Source organism: Lysobacter sp. Root494 (assembly GCF_001427225.1).
Lineage (GTDB): Bacteria > Pseudomonadota > Gammaproteobacteria > Xanthomonadales > Xanthomonadaceae > Agrilutibacter.
Window position 1 is genome coordinate 713,039 of the sequence record NZ_LMFH01000001.1, and the last position, 22,091, is coordinate 735,129.

Here is a 22,091-nt window from a genome sequence, read left to right on the forward strand (position 1 = left end):
GAGCCGCGCGAGCGGAGCGGGAACCGGAGGTCCCCGCGCTTGGAAGCCCAGGTCCCAGGAAGGGACCGCCGCCCCGGCGTCAGCCGGGGCCTTATCGCAGTCTGCTGCCGGGGATGCAGGGACTCGAGGATCGTGCGAGTGGCGACAAGCGATTCCGTCGTCAGGCGTGGTCGCGGACAGCGACATGCCAGGGGCCCCGCGATCGAATGCAGTGGAGTACGGCTGGTCCTTCGCCGGGGGGCGAAGTGTTCGGGCTGTCGTGAGCGCGCGCGAGGGGGCGGGCGCAACCGCAGCCGTTGTCTGTCAGCGCCATCCCAGGATGGTCCAAGCAACCAAGCAAGCCACCGAGAGAGAGGGAATCACCTGATGTCTGCACCGAGCCGCTCCAACCGCATGCGCCTGCATGCGCTCGCCGCCGCCACCGCGGTCGCTGTTTCCACCCTGGCCGCTCCGGCCTTCGCCGCCGAACGCCTGAACCTGTCGGGCCTCGATGCGGGCCAGCAGTACGACCGCTTCATCGTGAAGTACCGCGACGGCACCGCCGAAAGCGCGGACACCGGCAAGGCCAAGGCCGCGCTGATGCGCGCCACCAAGGCCGGCGTCGCCGGCAAGGCCCTCGCCCTTGGCCACGTGCGCCGCATGGCGCTGGGTGCCGACGTGGTGAAGTCGGACCGCAAGCTCGATCGCGTCGAGGCCGAAAGCCTGATGCGCGAGATCGCCGCCGACCCGAACGTGCAGTACGTCGAAGTCGACAAGCTCAACAAGCCCTACCTCACCCCGAACGACACCCGTTACAGCGAGCAGTGGGGCTACTCGGGCACCTACGGCATCAAGGCCAACCAGGCGTGGGACGTGACCAACGGCGCGGGTAGCGTCGTCGCCGTGCTCGACACCGGCATCACCAGCCACAGCGACCTGAGCGCCAACATCCTTCCGGGCTACGACTTCATCGTCGACACCACCGTGTCGAACGACGGCAACGGCCGCGACAGCGATCCGAGCGATCCGGGCGACTGGGTCACCGCCAACCAGTGCGGCGGTACGCATGCCGCGCAGAACTCCAGCTGGCACGGCACGCACGTGGCCGGCACGATCGCCGCCGTCACCAACAACGCCAAGGGCGTAGCCGGCGTCGCCTACGGCGCCAGGATCGTCCCGGCGCGCGTGCTCGGTACCTGCGGCGGTTACGACTCCGACATCGCCGACGCGATGATCTGGGCCTCGGGCGGCACCGTCAGCGGCGTGCCCGCCAATGCCAATCCGGCCGAAGTGATCAACCTCAGCCTCGGCGGCTCCGGCGCCTGCAGCACCACCACGCAGAACGCGATCAACAGCGCGGTCGGCCGTGGCACCACGCTGGTCATCGCCGCCGGCAACGACAACACCAACGTGTCGAACGCTTCGCCGGCGAACTGCAACAACGTCATCGCCGTCGCCTCGATCACCAGCACCGGCGCGCGTTCGTCGTTCTCCAACTACGGCTCGCTGATCGACATCGCCGCGCCGGGTTCGAACATCCTGTCGACGCTCAACGCCGGCACCACCACGCCGGGCGCCGAAACCTATGCGTCGTACAACGGCACCTCGATGGCGACGCCGCACGTCGCCGGCGTCGTCGCGCTGATCCAGTCGGTCGCCACCACGCCGAAGACGCCGGCGCAGGTCGAAGCCCTGATCAAGGGCAACGTCACTGCGTTCCCGTCGACGCCGTCGCAGCCGATCGGCCCTGGCATCCTCAACGCGAAGGCCGTCGTCGACGCCACCAACGGCACCACGCCGCCGCCGACCGGCGGCACGCTGACCAAGGGCGTGGCCGCGACCAACCTGTCGGCCTCGACCGGTGGCTACGTGAAGTACACGATGGTGGTGCCGGCCGGCGCGACCAACCTGACCTTCAAGACCTCCGGCGGCACCGGCGATGCGGACATGTACGTGAAGTTCGGCAGCGAGCCTACCGACACGGTGTACGACTGCCGTCCGTACGTGTCGGGCAACACCGAAACCTGCACGATCGCGGCTCCGCAGGCCGGCACGTACTACGTGAACCTGAAGGCGTACTCGACGTTCTCGGGCGTGAGCCTGGTCGGCGACTACACCGCCGGTGGCGGCGGTGGCGCGCAGACCTACAGCAACACCAGCGACTACACGATCAGCGACAACGCGACCGTGGATTCGCCGATCACGGTGTCGGGCCGCACGGGCAATGCACCGAGCAACGCGTCGGTGACGGTGGCGATCGTGCACACCTACATCGGTGACCTGAAGGTCGACCTCGTCGCGCCGGACGGTTCGCTGTACAACATCCACAACCACACCGGTACCAGCACCGACAACATCAACAAGACGGTGACGCTGAACCTCTCGACCGAAGTCCTGAACGGCACGTGGAAGCTGCGCGTCAACGACAACGCCGCGGGCGACACCGGTTACATCAACAGCTGGAGCGTCACGTTCTGAGTTCCGCGCCGTCCGCAGTCCGGACGGAGATGTGAAACACCCGACCCCGGCTTCGGCCGGGGTTTTTTGGCCAGTGAAACGCGGCCCGGCAAGTTGAGTCCTTCCTGCGCGCGAACACGGTTGCGATGCACCGCCTGAGTTCCGCGCCGTCCGCAGTCCGGACGGAGATGTGAAAACCCAACCCCGGCTTCGGCCGGGGTTTTTTTTGGGCAGTGAAACATGGCGCTACCAGCAGCGCTGCGCCCTTCTGCGGGCAAACGCGGTTCGATGCACCGCTAAAGGCGTTGCAATCCGGTTCACGCCCTGGCCGGCCCGACGGACGGCGCTCGTTCTTCATCCGGCCGTGAGTCCCGCAGGACTAGCGTCGCCCGGTCGCCGCGTGCTGGGTCCACGCTCGCGACCATCCGTATCGGGCCAGTGCCGTCTTCGGGCGGGATTGTTCCGGTTTGACCGGGGCGGATGCACAACCGGAAGTGCGCGGCCGCGCTTGGCGGCCATCCATCACTGCTTGGGGGTATCTCCCGTGAACAATTGTGTACGCATCCACGCGCTGGCGGCGGCGACGCTGCTCGCGCTCGGCACCGGTTCGGCATTCGCCGCCGGACGGCTCGAACTCAGCGGCCTGCAGTCGGCCGACACCCATCAGCAATTCATCGTGAAGTACCGCGAGGGCAGTCCGGCGCGCGCAAGCGCAGCCGCACTGCAGCGCAAGCTGGACGTGGCCGCGCGCGGCACCGGGCCGAATGCATCGGGCCTGCTTTACATGCGGCGGCTCGCTGTCGGCGCCGACGTGGTCCGTGCGGAGCGCGCGCTCGACCGCGCCGAAGCCGAGCGCCTGATGCGGCAACTTGCCGCCGATCCCGACGTCGAGTACGTCGAAGTCGACCGCCTGCTCCAGGCGGTGCTCACGCCGAACGATCCGCAATACCCGCAGCAGTGGGGCTACCAGGATGCCGACGCGGGCATCCGTGCGAACGAAGCCTGGGACACGGCCACGGGCAGTGGCGTCGTGGTGGCGGTGCTGGACACCGGCATCACCAACCACAGCGAGCTCAACGCGAATGTCATCGCCGGCTACGACTTCGTCAGCGATGCAACCGCGGCACGCGACGGCAACGGCCGCGATTCCAATCCCGCCGACCAGGGCGACTGGTATGCAGCGGGCGAGTGCGGCCAGATCTCCGGTGCCAACTCCAGCTGGCATGGCACCCACGTCGCCGGCACCGTCGCCGCGCTGACCAACAACGGCGTCGGTGTAGCCGGCACCGCGTTCAACGCGAAGGTGCAGCCGGTGCGCGTGCTCGGGAAGTGCGGCGGCAGCATCTCCGACATCGCCGACGCCATCATCTGGGCATCCGGCGGCACGGTGAGCGGGATTCCGGCCAACGCGACATCGGCCGAAGTGATCAACCTCAGCCTCGGCGGCAGCGGCGCCTGCAGTGCCACCATGCAGTCGGCGATCAACGGTGCCGTTTCGCGCGGCACTACGCTGGCGATCGCGGCCGGCAACAGCAACGCGAACACCTCGAACTTCACCCCGGCCAACTGCAACAACGTGATCGCAGTGGCCTCGGTGACCAGTACCGGGCAGCGTTCGAGCTTCTCCAACTACGGCGCGCTGATCGACATCGCGGCGCCGGGCTCGTCGATCGTGTCCACGCTCAACGCCGGCACGACTACGCCCGGCGCGGAGAGTTACGCCACTTACAGCGGTACCTCGATGGCCACGCCGCACGTCGCCGGCGTCATCGCGTTGCTGCAATCGGTGGCACCGGCACCGAAGACGCCGTCCGAAGTCGAAACCATCATCAAGAACAATTTCCGTCCATTCCCCGTCACGCCGACGCAGACCATCGGTCCCGGCATCCTCGACGCGAAGAAGGTGGTCGACGCCGCCGGTGGGGGCGGGGGCAACGTCGCTCCCACGGCGAACTTCAGCTTCACCACCAGCGGGCTGACCGCGAACTTCACCGACGCATCCAGCGACAGCGACGGCACCATTGCTGCGCGCAGCTGGAACTTCGGCGACGGCACGACGTCGACCGCGACCAACCCAAGCAAGACCTACGCGGCGGCGGGCACCTATTCGGTCGCACTCACGGTCACCGACGACGACGGTGCGACCAACACGCGCACGCAATCAGTCACGGTCGGCACTTCGGGCAACGTGCTGCAGAACGGCGTGCCGGTGAGCAACATCAGTGGCGCTTCGGGCAGCCAGCAGTTCTGGACGATGAACGTTCCGGCAGGCGCGAGCAGCCTGAAGTTCACGATCGCCGGGGGAACCGGCGACGCGGACATGTACGTGCGTTTCGGTTCCGCGCCGACCACCAGCACCTACGACTGCCGGCCGTACCTCAGCGGCAACAACGAGACCTGCAACATCGCGACAGCGCAGGCCGGCACCTACCACGTGATGCTGCGCGGCTATACCGCGTATTCGGGCGTCGCCCTGACCGGCAGCTACAGCGCGGGCGGTGGCGGGCAGACGTACAGCAACGGCACCGACTACACGATCAGCGACAACGCCACGGTGGAAAGTCCGATCACGGTGTCGGGTCGCACGGGCAACGCGCCGAGCAGCACGCCGGTGGCGGTGAATATCGTGCACACCTACATCGGCGACCTGAAGGTCGACCTGGTCGCGCCGGATGGTTCGGTGTACACGCTGCACAACCGTGCGGGCGGCAGCGCCGACAACATCAACCAGACCTACAACGTGAACCTGTCGAGCGAAGCGCTCAACGGAACCTGGCGCCTGCGCGTGAACGACAACGCAAATGCGGACACCGGTTACATCAACAGCTGGAGCATCACGTTCTGATGGCCGCATTGATCAGGGTGTTCTGATCGCAAAGCCATGAAGGCAAGGACCCCGGCCTTGGCCGGGGTCTTTTTTTGCAGGAATGCCTTGCGATCTCAGGAGTGCGCCGACGCGCGCCGCGAATGCGAAAACGCCCGCTGCCCATACTGAAAGCAGGCCTTGGCCAGTCGCACCATGCCATACAACGCGAGCAGCAACGACGACATCGCGAAGAGGAACACCGGGCTACTGGAGAGCATCGAATTCAGGATCATCGGATCAGCTCCTGCACTGGGCCAAGCATACGCCGGGGCTGCTGGGTGCGCATCTGGCGTCCGGCATCGCCGGCGCCAGCCGCGCAGCACATCGGCTACTGCGGATCAATCGCCTCGAAGCGATTCGCCGCCACGTTCTTGCGCACCTTCTGCGGATCCCACACGCGGCCATTCATCGCGATGTAGACACCCGGCGGCAACGACTGCACTGCGCCCACCGCGCAGCCGACGTTGAATTCCGCATCCGAACCGCGGAAACGGGCCGGGCTGAGCGCGCCGGTGAGCACGATGGTCTTGTCGACGAGCGAAGCGAGCACTTTCGCCGTTTCGACCATCGTGTCGGTGCCGTGCGTGACCAGCACGTGCTTCGCTGGCTGCGCGGCGATGGCAGCGCGGATCAGTTCGCGATCATCGGCGGTGATGTGCAGCGAATCCTTGCGGATGATCGGGATCACGCTGAATTCGAAAGCGACGCCGAGCTCGCGCAGGATGCTGCCGATCTGCGGCTCGCCGATCTGGTAGTCGGACTTGTCGTCGAAATAGATCTTGTCGATCGTGCCGCCGGTGGTGATGACGCAGAGCTGGTCCATGGTGCGAATGCGATGCGGAGCGGGACGTCATTGTAGGCCTTGGGCCACCCCTCGACCCCGCGCCGCGCAGTTTGTAGAGCCGGGCCTGCCCGGCTGCTTTCGCCGGTCCGCTGATGCGTTGGAAGCAAAGGCGGCCGGGCAAATCCGGCTCTACAAGGACCAAGCCCCGCGCTCACGATCCGGCTGGCGGCGTCCGCTTCGAAAACCGCGCCTTCATCCCCGGAATGCTCGCGGCGAACACCACCACCAGCGCAAGCACGATTTCCGCCGTGGCGAACAAGCGTTCCGGCGCCCGCGTGTACGCGACCATGACCCCGTGGCTGAACCAGCCGAGCGCGAACACGCCCGCCCAGAAGCCAGCCGCGCGCCAGCCGCGCAACACGGCCATCGCCAGCGCCGCGGCGGGAACCGCGAAGACGAACACGGCCGCCCACGGCGATGGCATGCCGCCGAACCACAGCAGGTACAGGCCGGTGAGTGCGACCAATGCGCACACCAGCACGCGTCGCCACGCATTGCCGGTGAGCACGCTCATGCCAGCTTCCCCGCGATTACCGCGAGGCGGCGGCCCAGTGCGCGCGCCAGGGCAGCTTCGTCGTCGCTCGGTTGCGGATCATCCTGCAGTCCGGCGACGTGGCTCGCGCCGTACGGCGTGCCGCCGGTGCGCGTCGTATTGAGTGCGGCTTCGGTGTAGGGAATGCCAACGAGCACGCAGCCGTGGTGCAGCAGCGGTACCTGCATCGACAGCAGCGTGGATTCGTTGCCGCCGTGCATCGTCGAAGTCGAGGTGAACACCGCGGCAGGCTTGCCGACCAGCGTTCCGCTCGCCCATTCGCCGCCAAGGCCATCGATGAAGTGCTTCATCGGCGCGGCCATGTTGCCGAAGCGCGTCGGGCTGCCGATGGCGAGTCCCGCGCATTCGACGAGATCCTGCTTTTCGACGTATGGAGCCCCTTCGTCGGGCACCGGCGGCGCGCTCTGCTGGGTCACGGCCGCGACTGGCGGCACGCTGCGCAGGCGTGCGCGCATGCCGTCCACTTCTTCGATGCCGCGCGCGATCAGGCGAGCCAGCCGCGCGACCGAACCACCGCGGCTGTAATAGAGGACAAGGATTTCGGGCATGCACGTATCGCCGTGGGTGTTGCGGGGAAGTGTAGTCGTGATGGGTTATTCGAGGGCTGCCGTTGCCTGTGCTCGTCATCCGGCATTAGCGGGATGGCTCGCCGCAACTGCATCTGCGCAGACTCATGCCCAGCCGCCATGCCATCGGTTACCCTGCGACGGATGGAGCCCCTGGATTCCCTCTATCGCTGGACCGACCGCATGCGCGATCGCGCGCGGGCGAAGACGTTCTTCCGCTTCCTCGGCAAGCGCTTCCTCGATGATCGCCTGTTCCAGGCCGCCGGCGCGCTGTCGTACACCACGGTATTCGCGCTGGTGCCGCTGTCGATGGTGGTGTTCGGCGTGCTGTCGGCGTTTCCCGTCTTCAACCTGTGGAGCGATCGCCTCAGCGATTACATCTTCGCCAACTTCGTGCCTTCGGCCGCGCGTTCGGTCGAGACGTATCTGCGACAGTTTTCGGAGAACGCCGGCCAGCTCACCGCGGCCGGCGTGATCGCGCTGGTGGTGTCGCTGCTGATCACGCTCAACGGCATCGAGACGGCTCTCAACCGCATCTGGCGGGTGAAGTCGGCGCGACCGAAGGTCGGCCGGTTCCTCGTCTACTGGACGGTGCTTACGCTGGGCGCGCTGATGGCCGCGGCAAGCCTGGCGATTTCGGCGAAGTTCTTCGCGATGTCGGTATTCCAGACCACCGCGGGAACGCTGTTGCAGGGCTTCCTGCTGCGGCTGGCGCCGATGACGATCGAACTGGCCGCGATCGCGACGATCTACAAGGTGGTGCCGCATCGCACGATCAAGTGGCGGCATGCCGTCGCGGGAGCGTTGCTGGCGACCGTGGCATTCGAACTCGTGAAGTGGGGCCTCGGCCTGTATCTGTCCAACTTCAGTTCGTATTCGAAGATCTACGGCGCGCTGGCCGCCGCACCGATCATGCTTCTCTGGATCTACCTGAGCTGGGTATCGGTGCTGCTCGGCGCGTCGCTGGCGTCCTCGATGTCTGCCTTCCGCTATCAGCCGGCGGCGATGCGTTTGCCGATCGGCTACGAGATGTACGGCATCATCCGCCTCCTCGCGCGTTTCAACGAGGCCCGCAAACAGGGGCGCGGCCTGCATAGCGACCAGATCCAGATGCTCGAACCGATGCTCACCGACAGCCTGGTGCAGCAGATGCTCGCGCAGCTGTGCGACATCAACGTGGTGCGCCGCGCCGAAGACGGCGAGTGGCTGCTGGCCCGCGACCTCGACGAACTCACCATGGCCGAGCTCTACGAAGCCTGCCAGCTGCGCATCCCGATCGCGGAAGCGCACCTGCCATGCCGCGACGATGCGCTTGGCCACGCCGCCGTCGCTGCAATCGACGAGCTGCGACTGCCGTTGCGCGATCTGCTCAAGCGCCGCGTTTCCACCATCAACGCCGATCACGAGGATTGATCCGATGCGCCTGCACCATGCCGCCCTGCTGTCGATCCCGTTCGCGCTGGCGCTCGCCGCGTGCAAGCCCACGGCAGAGGCCCCCAAGCCGCAACAAGCCGCGCAACCTGCCACAGGCGCTCCCGCTACCGGACCTGCGACAGCATCGAATCCAGCTCCGCAACCGGCGGGCGAGGCAGCGAAGCCCGCCGAAACGATGGACGCCGAATTCCCGACGCTGCAGCTCGCCACCCTCGACGGCACGCCGTACGACCTCGCGCAGCATCGCGGCAAGTGGGTGGTGGTGAATTTCTGGGCGACCTGGTGCAAGCCGTGCGTCAAGGAAATGCCGGAGCTGTCCGCGCTCGACGCGATGCGCGAGCACATCGAAGTGATCGGCCTGGCTTACGACGACTCCGACCCGAAGGACATCCAGGCGTTCCTCCGGCAGCATCCGGTCGCGTATCCGGTCGCGATCGTCGATACCTACGATCCGCCCAGGTCCTTCGCCACGCCGCGCGGCCTGCCGACCACGTACCTGATCGGTCCCGACGGCAAGGTCGTGAAGAAGTTCATGGGTCCGGTCACTGCAGGCGACATCGAGAGCGTCATTGCCGCGTCTGGTGGACCGAAGCCGCCCGCGGCAGGTTGAACAATGCAACGTTGAACAAGACCGGTTCGACGCAACTGGTTTGAAGCAAGCGGTTTGAGCAACTGGTTTGAAGCAGGAGGCAGCGATGAAGTCGGTTCGCTTTCTCGTCGGTGGCAAGGTGCAGGACGTGTTCTTCCGCGCCAGCACGCGCGAACGCGCGCAGGCGCTGAAGCTGCGCGGCTTCGCGCGCAACCTCCCGGACGGCCGCGTCGAAGTGCTGGCGATCGGCGAAGACGACGCAGTCGAGGACCTCGCGCAGTGGCTGCATTACGGGCCTTCGCAGGCGCGGGTTGATGAGCTCGAGCGGATCGAAGGCGAGGATGACCCAGCGATCCGCGACTTCGAAATCCGGTAGCCATTGACCACCATGCCCATCCGCATCGTCCGCCTCGGCACGCCACGCGCGAAGAACGAAGGCCTGCGCATCGGCACGGTGCGGCGCCCGCCGCGCGGGGTGCCGAAGGAAAAATTCGCTTCGGAGAACTGGTACGACGTCTGGTTCCCAAACCTCGCGCCGAGCCTGGAAACGATGAAGCAGGCGCAGACCGCCGAAACACCCGCGCAATGGAATGCGTTCGTGCGCAAATACCGCGCAGAAATGGCGACGCCCGAGAACAGCCACACCATCGCCCTGCTCGCGGCTTTGTCGCAGCAGGCGGATTTTTCAATGGGCTGCTATTGCGAAGACGAATCGCACTGCCACCGATCGATCCTGCGCGAGCTGCTCGCCGCGCAGGGCGCGACGTTCGCCTAGGCCCGCGCCGCCGAAGGCGCCCGCGTTTCCAGCAGCAAGTAGGCGATGAAGGCCAGGACCAGCGGCGCGAGGTAATACAGCGCGCGATAGCCGAGCAGCGCGGCGAGCACCTGCGTCGCATCGATGCGTTGCGCGAAGGTCGCCACGAAGACCGCTTCCAGCACGCCCAGTCCGCCCGGCACGTGCAGCAACGAAGCGGCGACCGCGGTGAAGAGGCTCGCGCCCAGCACCGTCGGATAGTCGGCCGGCGCGGGCAGCAGCACGAAGATGATCGCCGCCATCAGCGACCAGTTCACCATCGCCAGCGTGAACTGCACCAGCGCCAGCGGCACGGAGGGAAGGCGGAAGTGATGCCCGCGCACATGGAAGATGCGTCCATGCAGGCGGTGGCAGGCGAATACGTACACCAGCGCCGCCATCACCATCGCCGCGCCCAGCCACGGCAGCGAGCCGGCCGCCCTGGCGAACCGCGCGGGCACCTCGACGGTTCCGCTTGCGAACAGCACGCCTGCGAGCAGCAGGTAACCCAGCCAGTTGGTGCTCGCGCTGAAGGCGACGATGCGGCTGATCGTCACCATGCCGAGCCCCGCGCGCGAATACATGCGGAAGCGGAATCCGGTGCCGCCGATCAGCGCGCCAATGTTCAGTGCGAGCGCGTACGCGATTGCGGTGATCAGCATGACCCGTCCGGTCGACAGGTCGTGTCCAGCGTAGCGACGCGCCGCGAGGTCATAACCGCAGTACACGATGTAGCTCGCCACGGTGAGCAGGGCCGCGATCGCCAGCGTCGCCGCGCTGTAGCTCGCGATCGCCTGGCCCACCTGCACCCAGTCGACCGCGCGCGCCGCACGTGCCAACAGCGCGAGCACGGCCACCGGAAACAACCAGAACGCGACGCGCCACAAGCGATGCAACAGCGGATGGCGCGTCTTCATTGCAGCAGGTTCATTGCAACAGGCTTCCTGGCGAATCGGCGGTGGGTGGTTTCGCCAGCGCCATCTTCGGCGTGTGCGCGGGCAGCCAGCCGGCCCAGTCGGGGAAGCGGCGCAGGCAGTGGAACACAAGCGGCCGCGTCGTGCCTTCCCAGAAGCGGCTGCGCGGCACCGTTGCGGGATCCACCGCCTGGCAGTGGTGTTCCAGCAGGTTGTACATGTGACTGCGCAACTCGGCCACGAACTCCGGATCGCGGATGAAGACGTTGGCTTCGAGGTTCAACGAGAGGCTCAGTGGATCGAGGTTGCTCGATCCTACGGTGGCCCAGCCGTCGTCGACCAGCGCGACCTTGCCGTGGAACGGCCGCTCGCAGTATTCGTGGATGTGCACGCCCGCATCGACGAGGTACGCATACAGCGTGCGCGCGGCGGCCAGTGCCACCTGCATGTCCGGCTCGCCCTGGAAGATCAGCGACACCTTCACCCCGCGCCGCGCCGCATGGCGCAACTCGCGCAGGAAGCCGTATCCCGGGAAGAAGTAGGCATTCGCGATGAGCACCTCGCGACGCGCCGAGCGGATCGCGCGACGGTATTCGCGCTCGATGCTGTCCTGCCGCCGATGGTTGTCGCGCGGCACGAACATCACGCCGGCCTTGCCCACGTGCGGCATGGTCGAAGCGATACGCGGGGGCTGCCACGACTCGCCGGTGCCGCGCGTATCCAGCGCTTCGCGCATGAAGCCGTGGACGTCGGCGACGACGGGGCCTTCGATTTCCACCGCGTAGTCCTGCTTCGCCTCGGGTCCGAAGTCGAGCACATGGTCGGCGGAGAAATTGATGCCGCCCACCAGCGCGACGCGCCCGTCGGCGACCAGCAGCTTGCGGTGCATGCGGCGGAACATGTGCAGGCGCACGCCCAGCCAGCGTGGGTGCGGATCGAAGATGCGCAGCCGCACACCGGCGTCAACGAGACTGGCCAGGAATCCATCCGAGAAATGCGGCGATCCGTACCCGTCCACGGTCACTTCCACGCGCACCCCGCGCGCAGCGGCGTCGACGAGGTGGCGATGCAGTTCCTTGCCGATCTTGTCCTCGAACAGGATGAAGCTCTCGATCAGCACCTCGCTGCTCGCGGCATCGATGGCGGCGTAGGCGCGGGCGAAGAATTCCTCGCCGTTCTCGAGCAACGCCACGCGGTTGCCGGCGCGCCAGGGAAACGGGCTCTCCGGATAGCCCCTCACCACTCGATCCTTGTCAGCAACGGCGCATGATCGGACAGGTGCGACCAAGGACGCGCCGAAAGTACCCGCGGTTCGACGCCGCGCGCATTGCGCACGTAGATGCGATCCACCGGGAGCAGCGGCCAGCGCGCAGGAAACGTCTTCGCCAGCGCGCCGTCGTGCTGCATGAAGACCTCCTGCATCCCGCAGCGCGCGAGCAGCGGATGCCCGCGCCGGCGCCAGTCGTTGAAGTCGCCGGCGACGATCAGCGGCGCATGGGCCGGCACCTGCGCATCGATGATGTCGCACAGCAACGTGAACTGCTGGCGACGGTGCGATTCGAGCAGGCCCAGGTGCACGCAGATCGTGTGCACTTCAACACCGCTCTCCGGCATGGCGAGCACGCAATGCAGCAGGCCGCGTTCCTCGCTGCCGTGGATGGAGATGTCTCGGTTCTCGTGGCTGAGGATCGGGAATTTCGAGAGCACCGCATTGCCGTGGTGGCCGTGTGGATAGACCGCGTTCTGCCCGTAGGCGAACTGCGGCCACAGCGTGTTCGCGAGGAATTCGTATTGCGGGCCTTCGGGCCAGTTGAGATGCTTCTCCGCATGGCGCGCGTGTTCGCCGAGTACTTCCTGCAGGAACACGATGTCCGCGGAGACCGAGCGGATCGCTTCGCGCAGTTCCGGCAGCACGAAGCGGCGGTTGAGCAGGTTGAAACCCATGTGGGCGTTCAGGGTGAGTACGTTGAACGCAGGCACGGGGTGGATTCTCCAATGGGCCGTGGGGTGCCGTGGGTTGGCGAACAGTGGTTCACCGTCATTGGCYGCSGSCGCGGCGCATYGGCAGCGGCTGCTTGAAGTATGTGGCGGGCCGGTTGAAACCCATGTGGGCGTTCAGGGTGAATACGTTGAACGCAGGCATGGAGTGGATTCTCCAATGGGCCGTCGGGTGCCGTGGGTTGGCGAACAGCGACGGTTCACCGTCATTGGCYGCSGSCGSGGCGCATMGGCAGCGGCTGCTTGAAGTATGTGGCGGGCCGGTCGTGCGCGGGTGAACCGTGTTCACCGCACCGGGGGGCCGCTCCGCGCGCGCAGCAGTTCGAGTATCTGCATGGCGCGATAGGGCTTGGCCACGAAGTCGATGCCGGGCGGCACGTTGTCCAGCCAGCCTTCCGAATAACCCGAAGCAAGCAGCACGCGCAGCGCTGGCCGCAGCTCCAGCGCCTTCTGCGCCAGTTCGACGCCGGACATGCCGGGCATCACCACGTCGGAGAACAGCACGTCGATGGCCGGATCCTGCTGCAGCAACTGCAGTGCCTGCGCGCCGTTGGACGCGGTGAGCACGTCGTGCCCGGCATCGCGCAGGACGTCGCTGACGATGCCGACGATGTTGGAGTCGTCGTCGACCATCAGCACGCGCGGCGCGATCGATAGGTCCGGTCCCGTTTCTTCCTGCAACGCCGGCAGCGACATCGTCACGCTGGTGCCGATGCCGGGTTCGCTGGTGATGGCGACGCGGCCTTCCGACTGCGTGACGAAGCCATGCACCTGGCTCAGGCCGAGCCCGCTGCCCTTGCCGACTTCCTTCGTCGTGAAGAAGGGCTCGGCGGCGCGCGCCACCACCTCCGCGGGCATGCCTTCGCCGTTGTCGCCGACGGTGATCGCGACCCGGTCCGGCTTGCCGGCTTCCCGCACCTGGCGCGTCTGGATGACGATGCGGCCTTGCCGTCCCGGCGGTATCGCATCGCGCGCATTGACGACGAGGTTGAGCAGCGCCGCTTCGAACTGCGCCCCGTCGACGGAGACGCGCGCCAGCCCGGGCGCCAGTTCGAAGTCCACCTGCACCGATGAGTCGCAGGCGCGGCGCAGGATCTCGCCGGAGTTGCTGATGAGCTCGTTGATGTCGTGCGGTTTTGGCCGCAGCCACTGGCCACGGGAGAACGCGAGCAGCTGGCGCGTGAGCAGGGCCCCGCGGTCGGCGGCGCGTTGCGCGGTGATGATCGAGCGGCGCCTGCGTTCCGGGTCGTTGTCCTGGGCGGACAGGGTGTCGAGGCTGTTGGTGATCACGGTGAGCAGGTTGTTGAAGTCGTGCGCCAGCCCGTAGGTGAGCTTGCCGATCGCCTCCATCTTCTGCGCCTGCAGCATCGCGCGGTGGGCTTCCTCGACGGCGAGCCGCGCCTTGCGTTGTTCGGTGACGTCGCGGGTGACCTTGGCGAAGCCGATCAGCTCACCGTCGCGCAGCACGGGATCGATCACCACGCTGGCCCAGAAGCGGGTGCCGTCCTTGCGCATGCGCCAGCCTTCGGACTCGAATGTGCCTTCCTCGGCCGCGGTGCGCAGGGCCAGCTCCGGTACGCCGGCGGCAGCGTCCTCGGGCGTGTAGAACAGGGAGAAATGCCGGCCGATCACTTCTTCGGCGCGGTAACCCTTGATGCGCTCGCCACCGGGATTCCAGCTGGCGATGTGGCCTTCGCGATCGAGCATGTAGATCGCGTAGTCGACGACGCTATTCACCAGCAGCTGGAACTGCCGCGCGTCGTCGAGCAATGTCATCGAGCCGCTGGGGTGCTTGCCGTTTGTCGCAGTTGAGGAGCCGGAGGCCATGGGAGAGTTCCGGGCAATCGGACGATCAGCTTGGGCAGGCTAGCGTGAAGACCTATTTCACCTGCCGTGAGCGTTTTTTACCTGCCGCGGACGCTGCCGGGATGGGTTTGAGCGTGCCGTAGCGCTCCTTCTTCGGCTTTGCCGGCAGTGGCGGGAAGTCCAGCTTCGCCGGCGGAACGTTGGTGTCGGGCAACCGCTTGAGCAGGTCGCGGATCAGGCTCAGGCGGCCTTGCTTCTGGTCGTTGAAATCGACCAGCGTCCACGGCGCGTGCGGCGTGTGCGTCGCCTTGAGCATGGCTTCGCGTGCGCGGGTGTAATCGTCGTAGTGCTTGCGTGCGTCGACATCGATGGGCGAGAGTTTCCAGCGCTTGAGCGGATCCTTCAGCCGCTCGGCGAAGCGCTCTTCCTGTTTTTCCTGGTCGCAGCACAGCCAGTACTTGAACAGCAGGATGCCGTCGTCCGCCAGCAGCTTCTCGAACGCGGGCGCCTGCTTCAGGAACGCCTTGACCTGCGCATCGGTCGCGAAGCCCATGACCTTCTCGACGCCGGCGCGGTTGTACCAGCTGCGGTCGAACAGCACGATCTCGCCGGCCGCGGGCAGGTGCGCGACGTAGCGCTGGAAATACCACTGCGAGCTCTCGCGCTCGGTCGGTTTCGGCAATGCCACGACGCGGCACTGGCGCGGATTCATGTGGTCGGCGATCGCGTTGATCACGCCGCCCTTGCCGGCGGTGTCGCGGCCTTCCAGCAGCACGATCACGCGCCTGTTGGTCGCCTGCAGCCAGCGCGCCATCGCGACGAGTTCGTGCTGGAGGCGTTCGATCTGTTCTTCGTAGTCCTTGCGCTTGAGCCTGGCCATCACTTCTTCCTGCGGGTGGAAGCCTTTGCCGGCGACGGATGCATGCTGCGCGCGACTTCGAGCAGTGCGCCCTGTTGCTTGCTGTTGAGCCCGCGATAGGCGGCGAGCAGGTCGTGCTCGCCCTTCGTGCGAGCCGGATCGAACGTGCTCGCCAGTTCGCTCAGCAGTGCGCCCGCGGGCACGCCGAAGGTGCGGGCGAGGGCGTCGAGCTGTTCGCGCCCGGGCAGTTTCTCGCCCTGCAGCCAGGCACTGACGGTGGCGGCACCCGCGCGCGGAATGGCTGTGGCGATGTCGGCGGCACTGAGTCCGCGCGCCTTGGCGAGCAGGCGCAAAGTGGTTGCGAGCGGCATGTCGATCACTCCGTTATTCCTTGAGGCGCGGACGCAGCGTGGCGAGGTTGCAGGGCTTGGTCCGTGCATCCAGTTGCGCGCCGATGATCTTTTCCCACGCAGCGCGGCAGGCCGAAGTGGAGCCCGGCAGCGCAAACAGGAACGTGCCGTTGGCCAGCCCCGCGAACGCGCGCGACTGCAGCGTGCTGGTACCGATTTCCTCGAAGCTCAGCGCGCGGAACAGCTCGCCGAAGCCGGGCATCTGCTTGTCCAGCAACGGCAACAGTGCCTCAGGCGTGGAATCGCGCCCGGTGAAGCCGGTGCCACCAGTGACGAGGATGCCATCGACGCCGTCGTCGGCAATCCACTGCGACACCTTCGCGCGCAGCTGGTAGCGGTCGTCGCGCAACAGCGCGCGGTCGGCGAGCTGGTGGCCGGCTTCGGTGAGTGCGGTCACCAGGTAATCGCCCGAACTGTCTTCGGCAAGCGTGCGCGTGTCGGAGACGGTGAGCACGCACAGGCGGAGCGGGATGAAGTTGCGTTCTGCAGTCATGGGGGGAGTGTAGGGCGGGCACATGCTTGCTGCGAGCAGGCAACCTTTCACGTCCCTCTCCCCGCCGGCGGGGAGAGGGCGTCCGAAGGGCGGGTGAGGGGTGGCGAGCACAGCGAGCTGCTTTTGCTTTGCTGTTCGATGAAGCAGGCAGAGCGAAAAGCAACTCGCTGCGCTCGCTCCCCCTCATCCGCCCTGCGCGTCCCTTCTCCCCGCACGTGGGGAGAAGGGACGCGCAGGGGGGCGCGCATGCGGAGAAGGGATGCAGTGCAGTGGGGCGGGCGACTTATGCCAACGCCATCCCGCGCACGGCTTCAACGAAATCGCGCGCGAATCCCTGCATGTCGAACAACCCGCTGTCGCGTCGCCGTACGGCCAGTTCTTCGCGCAGCACCGCCAACGCCCGCGTATCGCGCCCCAGCTCCACCGCGCGCGCGACGAACGCCGCATCGCTGTCGACATTCATCGACGCCATGCCGAGATGATGGTTGAGGCTCCCTGCCACCCGCGCCGCGAACGTCTCACCCGGTCGCGTCAGCACCGGGCATCCCGCCCAGAGCGCATCCGACGCCGTGGTGTGCGCGTTGTATGGCTCGGTGTCGAGGAACAGGTCGGCGTGCTGCAACCGCGCCATGTATTCGGCATGCGGCTGCTTGGGCATGAACACCAGCCGTTGCGGATCCACGTCCTGCGCGCGGGCGAAGTCGCGCAGGCGTTCGTCGGCTCGTCCGGGACCCGACAGCAGCCACAGCACGCTGCCGGGCACTTCGCGCAACACCGCCAGCGCACGTCGCATGCTGCGCGGATTGAGCTTGTAGCTGTTGTTGAAACAGCAGAACACCGTGCCGCCCTCGGCGCTCCGTTCCGGCAGGCCACATTCCGCTCGCGAAGGCGCAGGCGGAATCCCGCGTGCGGTGTCGCTCGGCTGGAAGCAGCGTGGCATCCGCACCACGCGTTCGCTGTAGTGCGGCGCCAGTGCATCGGGAAGGACGAAGTCGTCGGCCAGGACGTAATCGATCCACGGCGCGCCCGAGGTACCCGGATACGCAAGCCAGTTCACCTGCACCGGTGCCGGCCGCATCGCCAGCACTTCCGGCGCGCCGCCGCCGCCCCAGCCGCGCAGGTCGACGAGCACATCGATGCCGGCCGCGCGGATTCGCTGCGCGACCTGCGCATGCGCAAGTCCCGCGACGTCGTGCCATCGTGCGGCGGCTCGCAGGCGTTGCGCGACCAGGCTTTCTTCATCGCGGTTCAGGGCGAACAGATGCGTGTCCAACGCATCGCTCGTGCGCAGGGCTTCGAACAGTGCAACTGTCAGCAATCCGGTGGGATGCGCGCCGAAACCGTTGGAGAGAAAGCCGACCCGCAACCGCTCGCCGCGCGCATGCGTCGCCGGCGGCAACGGACGGACCGAACGCGCGATCGTCGACGCACGGATGCGCGCGCACTGCAGTTGTTCGGCCGCGGTCGAATCCTCGCTCAAGAACGCGAATGGTTCGACCATCGCCCGGCCGGTGCGCACCGCTTCGCGCACCTGCGCGGCGAGCGCATCAAGGTCGCGCCAGTCGCACAGCCTGCGCCGCCATGCGAGCAGGTAGGCCGCGATCTGCGGTTCGCCGGGTGCGAGCGCGTAAGCGCGCGCGTAGGCATCGGCGGCCGCCTCCGCGTCGCCGATGTCTTCGAGCACGTGCCCGAGCCATACCGTGATACCCGGGTGGTGCGGGGCATTCGCGGCGGCGGCGCGCAGGCTCACGGCGGCCTCCTCGCGGCGGTGCTGCATCCACTGCGCACGACCGAGGCGCGCGAGTGCTTCGGGATGTCCGGGCGCGAGTGCGAGCGCGCGTCTGGCCGCAGCCTCACCCGCGCGTGCATCGCCGGCGTCGAGTTCGTCCTCGCTCAGCAGGATCCACGCGAGCGCGTTGTCCGGCTCGTGCCGGACCCGCGCGCGGGACTGCTCGCGTTCGCTCACTGCGCGGCGCCCGGAGTGAACGACAGGCTGTACCACTGCGTGGCGTCCTCGTTCCAACCCGCGGCGCGATACAGCGCGCGCGCGGCATCGTTGTCGCGCGTGGTTTCGAGCATCAGGCCGGCGGCGCCGTGTTCCCTCGCGAACTGCGCCGCGGCATCGAGCAGCGCCTTGCCGGCCCCGTGGCGGCGCGCGCTTTCGTCGATGTAGAGATCGTTGAGGACCCAGATCCTTGCGGTGCGCACCGAGGAAAACATCGGATAGAGCTGGGTGAAGCCGGCAGCGCGGCCGTCGAGTTCGGCGAGCAGGATCGCGGATTCGCCGCGCTGCAGGCGTTCGTGCAGGAAGTCGCGGGCGCGCTGCAGGTCGCCCGGCTGCGCGTAGAAGCGGCGGTAGGCGTCGAAGAGCGGCGTGATGGTGTCGAGGTCTTCGAGGTCAGCGTGGCGAGTGGTGACGGGCATGGGCGGCGGCTGCGGGGGTGGATGCGCATCGTAACGGGCGCGGCTTTGCTCCCTCCCTTTCGCCGAAGGCGAAGAGGAGGGAGAAGAGCAACAACGGTCACATGGGGTCACAGCCTCATTGTTGGGCCGGGGATCGATCACTTGGGGTCGGCAACCCATCGATGGGGTCGGAAGATCGATCACATCGACTCAGCCACCCATCGCCGGGGTCGGAATATCGACCTCCGCAATCCCATCGTTGGGGTCGGAAGATCGATCACATCGACTCAGCCACCCCATCGTTGGGGTCGGAATATCGATCACATGGGCTCCGCGACCCCATCGTTGGGGTCGGAAGATCGATCACATCGACTCAGCCACCCCATCGCCGGGGTCGGAAGATCGATCACATGGGGTCCGCAACCCCATCGTTGGGGTCGGAAGATCGATCACATCGACTCAGCCACCCCATCGCCGGGGTCGGAATATCGACCACATGGGCTCCGCAACCCCATCGTTGGGGTCGGAAGATCGATCACCTGGGGTCCCCAACCCCATCGCCGCTCACGCCCCCTGCGTCAGCCGCGCCAGCTCGTCCGCCTGGTGTTCCTGCTGCAGCCGGTCGACCAACCCGTCGAGGTTGCCTTCGATCACGTTGGGCAGGTCGTACAGGGTCAGCCCCTCGACCCGATGGTCGGTGATCCGCCCCTGCGGGAAATTGTAGGTGCGGATGCGCTGGCTGCGGTCGCCGCTGCCGACCTGCAGCTTGCGGGTCTCGGCCTGCGCGGCGGCGGCCTTGGCTGCCTGGGCCTCGGCGATGATCGCGGCCAGGCGTTTCATCGCCTTGTCGCGGTTGGCGTGCTGGCTGCGCTCGGTCTGGCTTTCCACCACGATCCCCGTGGGCACGTGGGTGATGCGGATCGCGGACTCGGTCTTGTTGACGTGCTGGCCGCCGGCGCCGCTGGAACGGAAGGTGTCGACCCTGAGGTCCGCGGGATTGATCTCGACCGGCTCGCCTTCGACTTCGACCGGGATGATCGCCACCGTCGCGGCAGAGGTATGGATGCGGCCCTGCGATTCGGTTTCCGGAACGCGCTGCACGCGGTGGGTGCCGGATTCGAACTTCAGCCGCGAATATGCGCCGCGGCCTTCGACGCGCGCGATCACTTCCTTGAAGCCGCCGTGTTCGCCGGGGCTCGCGGATTCGATCTCGACCTTCCAGCCCTGCCGTTCGGCGTAGCGCGAATACATGCGGAACAGGTCGCCGGCGAAGATCGCCGCCTCGTCACCGCCGGTACCGGCGCGCACTTCGAGGTAGATGTCGCCTTCGTCGCGCGCGTCCTTCGGGATCAGGTGCGCGAGCAGTTCGGCGTCGAGCTGATCGAGGCGAGCGGTGGCGGCGGCGATTTCCTCTTCGGCCAGCTCGCGCAGTTCCGGGTCGTTGCGCATTGCTTCGGCGGAGGCGAGGTCGGCCTTGGCCTGCGTTTCGGCCTGCAGCGCAATCGCGACCGGTTCGAGCTGGGCGAATTCGCGCGAGAGCCTACGGAACTGGTCGTTGTCGCCGATGACGGCGGGCTCGCCGAGCAGGCGTTCGAGCTCCTCGCGGCGTTCGGCGAGGGCTTCGAGTTTGCGGCGCAGGGTTGGGGTCATTGAATGATATTGATCGAGGCCAGCGACATTTTTTGCTCGTCATTCCTGCGAAAGCAGGAATCCAGCGTCTTTGATCTCTTGCCGGGAAGGAAGTAAAGCGAAAGTCACTAGATTCCTGCTTTCGCAGGAAAATGACGAGCGAAGGAGGCGAGCGTCGCTAGCCGTGTTGTCGCTTCGAATTGGGGTCGGTCGTAGCTTCAGCATCGCTGCCCGTGGCATCAACCGCCGGAAACAGCTTGTCCGCCGCCCGCGCCAGTTCCGCATTGCCACTGATCGCCGCCTCGCGCAACGCAATCGTCGGCGCATGCAACAGCTTGTTGGTCAGCGTATGCGCAAGCATGTCGAGCACCGCCTGCGGATCGCCACCCGCGGCGAGTTGCTGCCGGGCCTTCGCCAGCGCATCGGCCTTCGCGGCCTCGCCATGCGCGCGCAGGCGCTTGAGCGGCTCGGTGCGCGTGCTGGCGCCGAGTGTTTCGATGTAGCGCGAGACCTGCAGTTCGACGATCGCTTCGGCTTCCTCCGCGGCTTCGCGGCGGCTGCGGCGGTTTTCCTCGATCGCGCGCTCGAGGTCGTCGACGGTGTAGAGGAAAACGTCCTTCAGCTCGGCGACGTCGCCGGCGATGTCGCGCGGCACGGCGAGGTCGAGCAGCAGCATCGGGCGATGCCTGCGCGCGGTGAGCGCGGCGGCGAGTTGCGGCTTGTGCAGGATCGGATCGCGCGCGGCGGTCGCCGAGATCACCACGTCGGCTTCGGCGAGATGGCGGTCGAGTTCGCCCAGCGCGAGTGCGTAACCGCCGTGGCGCGTCGCCAGGTCCTGCGCATGGGCGAGGGTGCGGTTGGCGATCAGCAGCCGCCTGGTCTTCGCCTGTACGAGGTGGCGCGCGGCGAGTTCGATGGTTTCGCCGGCGCCGATCAGCAGCACGGTGGAGTCTTCGAGCCGGGCGAAGGATTCCTGGGCGAGGCGCACGGCGGTGGAGGCGACCGAAACGGGATTGGCGCCGATGCGCGTGTCGGTGCGGGCGCGCTTCGCCGTCGCGAATGCCTGCTGGAACAGGCGGTCGAGCTGGTTGCCGAGGCTGCCGGCGTTGCGTGCGGTCGCCCAGGCGTCTTTCACCTGGCCGAGGATCTGCGGCTCGCCGAGCACCAGCGAATCCAGTCCGGTCGCAACGCGGAAGAGATGGCGCACCGCGTCGGCGTTCGCGTGCCGATAGAGATAGGCGTGGAGATCGCCGGCATCATCGGGATGCGAAGCGAGCCAGTCCGCGAGTGCATCGCCGTTGTCGTCGGCGACCGCATACAGCTCGGTGCGGTTGCAGGTCGAGAGCAACGCGACTTCATGCACCGACGGCAACGCGCGCAGGGCATCGAGCGCCGCGGGCACCGCGTCGCCGGAAAACGCCACCCGTTCGCGCAGGCTCACGGGCGCGGTCTGGTGGTTGATGCCTAGGACGAAAAGACTCATTGCGGATTCGGTCCG

The 22,091-nt window shown here is 66.9% G+C and carries 19 protein-coding genes and 5 pseudogenes; 8 read left to right on the forward strand and 16 right to left on the reverse strand.

The window, feature by feature from the left end:
• Positions 1-366: 366 nt before the first annotated feature.
• From ASD14_RS03040 to ASD14_RS16415, 4 pseudogenes are all read left to right on the forward strand, one after another.
• Positions 367-2,094 (forward strand): annotated as a pseudogene (locus ASD14_RS03040) (S8 family peptidase); the annotation flags it as partial.
• Positions 2,095-2,226: 132 nt separating this feature from the next.
• Positions 2,227-2,457 (forward strand): annotated as a pseudogene (locus ASD14_RS16410) (proprotein convertase P-domain-containing protein); the annotation flags it as partial.
• A 541-nt stretch (positions 2,458-2,998) separates the two neighbouring features.
• Positions 2,999-4,924: pseudogene (locus ASD14_RS03045) on the forward strand (S8 family serine peptidase); the annotation flags it as partial.
• A 132-nt stretch (positions 4,925-5,056) separates the two neighbouring features.
• Positions 5,057-5,281: pseudogene (locus tag ASD14_RS16415) on the forward strand (proprotein convertase P-domain-containing protein); the annotation flags it as partial.
• A 95-nt stretch (positions 5,282-5,376) separates the two neighbouring features.
• Here the strand turns inward: ASD14_RS16415 and ASD14_RS15890 are convergent.
• From ASD14_RS15890 to wrbA, 4 genes are all read right to left on the reverse strand, one after another.
• On the reverse strand, positions 5,377-5,535 hold the full coding sequence (locus ASD14_RS15890; protein WP_157474995.1) for a hypothetical protein: 159 nt from the start codon (positions 5,533-5,535) through the stop codon (positions 5,377-5,379).
• A 95-nt stretch (positions 5,536-5,630) separates the two neighbouring features.
• Entirely contained in the window at positions 5,631-6,125 is a 495-nt protein-coding gene (locus ASD14_RS03050) for an asparaginase domain-containing protein (RefSeq protein WP_056128605.1), read from the reverse strand.
• Between the two features lie 172 nt (positions 6,126-6,297).
• Positions 6,298-6,660, reverse strand: a complete 363-nt coding sequence (locus ASD14_RS03055) for a DUF2069 domain-containing protein (RefSeq protein ID WP_056128608.1) — start codon at positions 6,658-6,660, stop codon at positions 6,298-6,300.
• Positions 6,657-7,247, reverse strand: a complete 591-nt coding sequence (gene wrbA, locus ASD14_RS03060; protein WP_056128611.1) for an NAD(P)H:quinone oxidoreductase — start codon at positions 7,245-7,247, stop codon at positions 6,657-6,659. The genes ASD14_RS03055 and wrbA overlap by 4 nt, the downstream gene beginning before the upstream one ends.
• Before the next feature lie 162 nt (positions 7,248-7,409).
• Here wrbA and ASD14_RS03065 point away from each other — a divergent pair, with 162 nt between their 5' ends.
• The 4 genes from ASD14_RS03065 (at position 7,410) to ASD14_RS03080 (ending at position 10,063) form a co-directional block, all read left to right on the forward strand.
• A complete protein-coding gene (locus ASD14_RS03065; protein WP_056128615.1) occupies positions 7,410-8,678 on the forward strand; it encodes a YihY family inner membrane protein in 1,269 nt (422 codons plus the stop codon).
• Between the two features lie 4 nt (positions 8,679-8,682).
• The gene (locus tag ASD14_RS03070; RefSeq protein ID WP_056128617.1) at positions 8,683-9,309 is read left to right on the forward strand and encodes a TlpA disulfide reductase family protein; all 627 of its coding nucleotides are present in this window, start codon (positions 8,683-8,685) and stop codon (positions 9,307-9,309) included.
• Between the two features lie 85 nt (positions 9,310-9,394).
• The gene (locus tag ASD14_RS03075) at positions 9,395-9,664 is read left to right on the forward strand and encodes an acylphosphatase (protein WP_056128620.1); all 270 of its coding nucleotides are present in this window, start codon (positions 9,395-9,397) and stop codon (positions 9,662-9,664) included.
• A 12-nt stretch (positions 9,665-9,676) separates the two neighbouring features.
• Positions 9,677-10,063 (forward strand): DUF488 family protein, encoded by a 387-nt coding sequence (locus tag ASD14_RS03080; protein WP_056128623.1) that lies wholly within the window; start codon positions 9,677-9,679, stop codon positions 10,061-10,063.
• On the opposite strand, the gene ASD14_RS03085 is transcribed toward ASD14_RS03080, so the two are convergent.
• The 12 genes and pseudogenes from ASD14_RS03085 to hemA all read right to left on the reverse strand — a co-directional run bounded on the left by ASD14_RS03085 (position 10,060) and on the right by hemA (position 22,076).
• Complete coding sequence (locus ASD14_RS03085; protein ID WP_056128627.1) at positions 10,060-10,998, reverse strand: lysylphosphatidylglycerol synthase domain-containing protein; 939 nt, start codon at positions 10,996-10,998, stop codon at positions 10,060-10,062. The genes ASD14_RS03080 and ASD14_RS03085 overlap by 4 nt on opposite strands.
• Positions 10,999-11,008: 10 nt before the next feature.
• Positions 11,009-12,235 carry a cardiolipin synthase ClsB gene (clsB, locus tag ASD14_RS03090; RefSeq protein ID WP_056128958.1) on the reverse strand — a complete coding sequence of 409 codons (1,227 nt, stop codon included), beginning with the start codon at positions 12,233-12,235 and terminating at the stop codon, positions 11,009-11,011.
• Positions 12,232-12,975 carry an endonuclease/exonuclease/phosphatase family protein gene (locus tag ASD14_RS03095; protein ID WP_056128630.1) on the reverse strand — a complete coding sequence of 248 codons (744 nt, stop codon included), beginning with the start codon at positions 12,973-12,975 and terminating at the stop codon, positions 12,232-12,234. The genes clsB and ASD14_RS03095 overlap by 4 nt, the downstream gene beginning before the upstream one ends.
• Positions 12,976-13,278: 303 nt before the next feature.
• A complete protein-coding gene (locus ASD14_RS16420) occupies positions 13,279-13,689 on the reverse strand; it encodes a response regulator (protein ID WP_343123453.1) in 411 nt (136 codons plus the stop codon).
• Positions 13,666-14,769: pseudogene (locus ASD14_RS03100) on the reverse strand (PAS domain S-box protein); the annotation flags it as partial. The pseudogene ASD14_RS03100 and the gene ASD14_RS16420, both read right to left, overlap by 24 nt.
• Positions 14,770-14,872: 103 nt before the next feature.
• Positions 14,873-15,679, reverse strand: a complete 807-nt coding sequence (gene ppk2 / locus ASD14_RS03105; RefSeq protein ID WP_056128635.1) for a polyphosphate kinase 2 — start codon at positions 15,677-15,679, stop codon at positions 14,873-14,875.
• Positions 15,679-16,029 (reverse strand): helix-turn-helix domain-containing protein, encoded by a 351-nt coding sequence (locus ASD14_RS03110; protein ID WP_056128960.1) that lies wholly within the window; start codon positions 16,027-16,029, stop codon positions 15,679-15,681. The genes ppk2 and ASD14_RS03110 overlap by 1 nt, the downstream gene beginning before the upstream one ends.
• A gap of 13 nt (positions 16,030-16,042) precedes the next feature.
• A complete protein-coding gene (gene moaB / locus ASD14_RS03115) occupies positions 16,043-16,561 on the reverse strand; it encodes a molybdenum cofactor biosynthesis protein B (RefSeq protein WP_056128639.1) in 519 nt (172 codons plus the stop codon).
• 283 nt (positions 16,562-16,844) lie between these two features.
• Positions 16,845-18,527, reverse strand: coding sequence for a UDP-N-acetylglucosamine-peptide N-acetylglucosaminyltransferase (locus ASD14_RS03120; protein WP_056128643.1), 1,683 nt, complete (start codon positions 18,525-18,527; stop codon positions 16,845-16,847).
• Positions 18,524-18,985 (reverse strand): GNAT family N-acetyltransferase, encoded by a 462-nt coding sequence (locus ASD14_RS03125; protein WP_056128646.1) that lies wholly within the window; start codon positions 18,983-18,985, stop codon positions 18,524-18,526. Before ASD14_RS03125 ends, ASD14_RS03120 begins: the two co-directional genes overlap by 4 nt.
• Before the next feature lie 543 nt (positions 18,986-19,528).
• Positions 19,529-20,614, reverse strand: a complete 1,086-nt coding sequence (prfA, locus tag ASD14_RS03130) for a peptide chain release factor 1 (RefSeq protein ID WP_056128649.1) — start codon at positions 20,612-20,614, stop codon at positions 19,529-19,531.
• Positions 20,615-20,771: 157 nt separating this feature from the next.
• Positions 20,772-22,076: a glutamyl-tRNA reductase gene (gene hemA / locus ASD14_RS03135; protein ID WP_056128652.1), complete on the reverse strand. Its 1,305-nt coding sequence runs from the start codon at positions 22,074-22,076 to the stop codon at positions 20,772-20,774.
• Positions 22,077-22,091 lie beyond the last annotated feature (15 nt).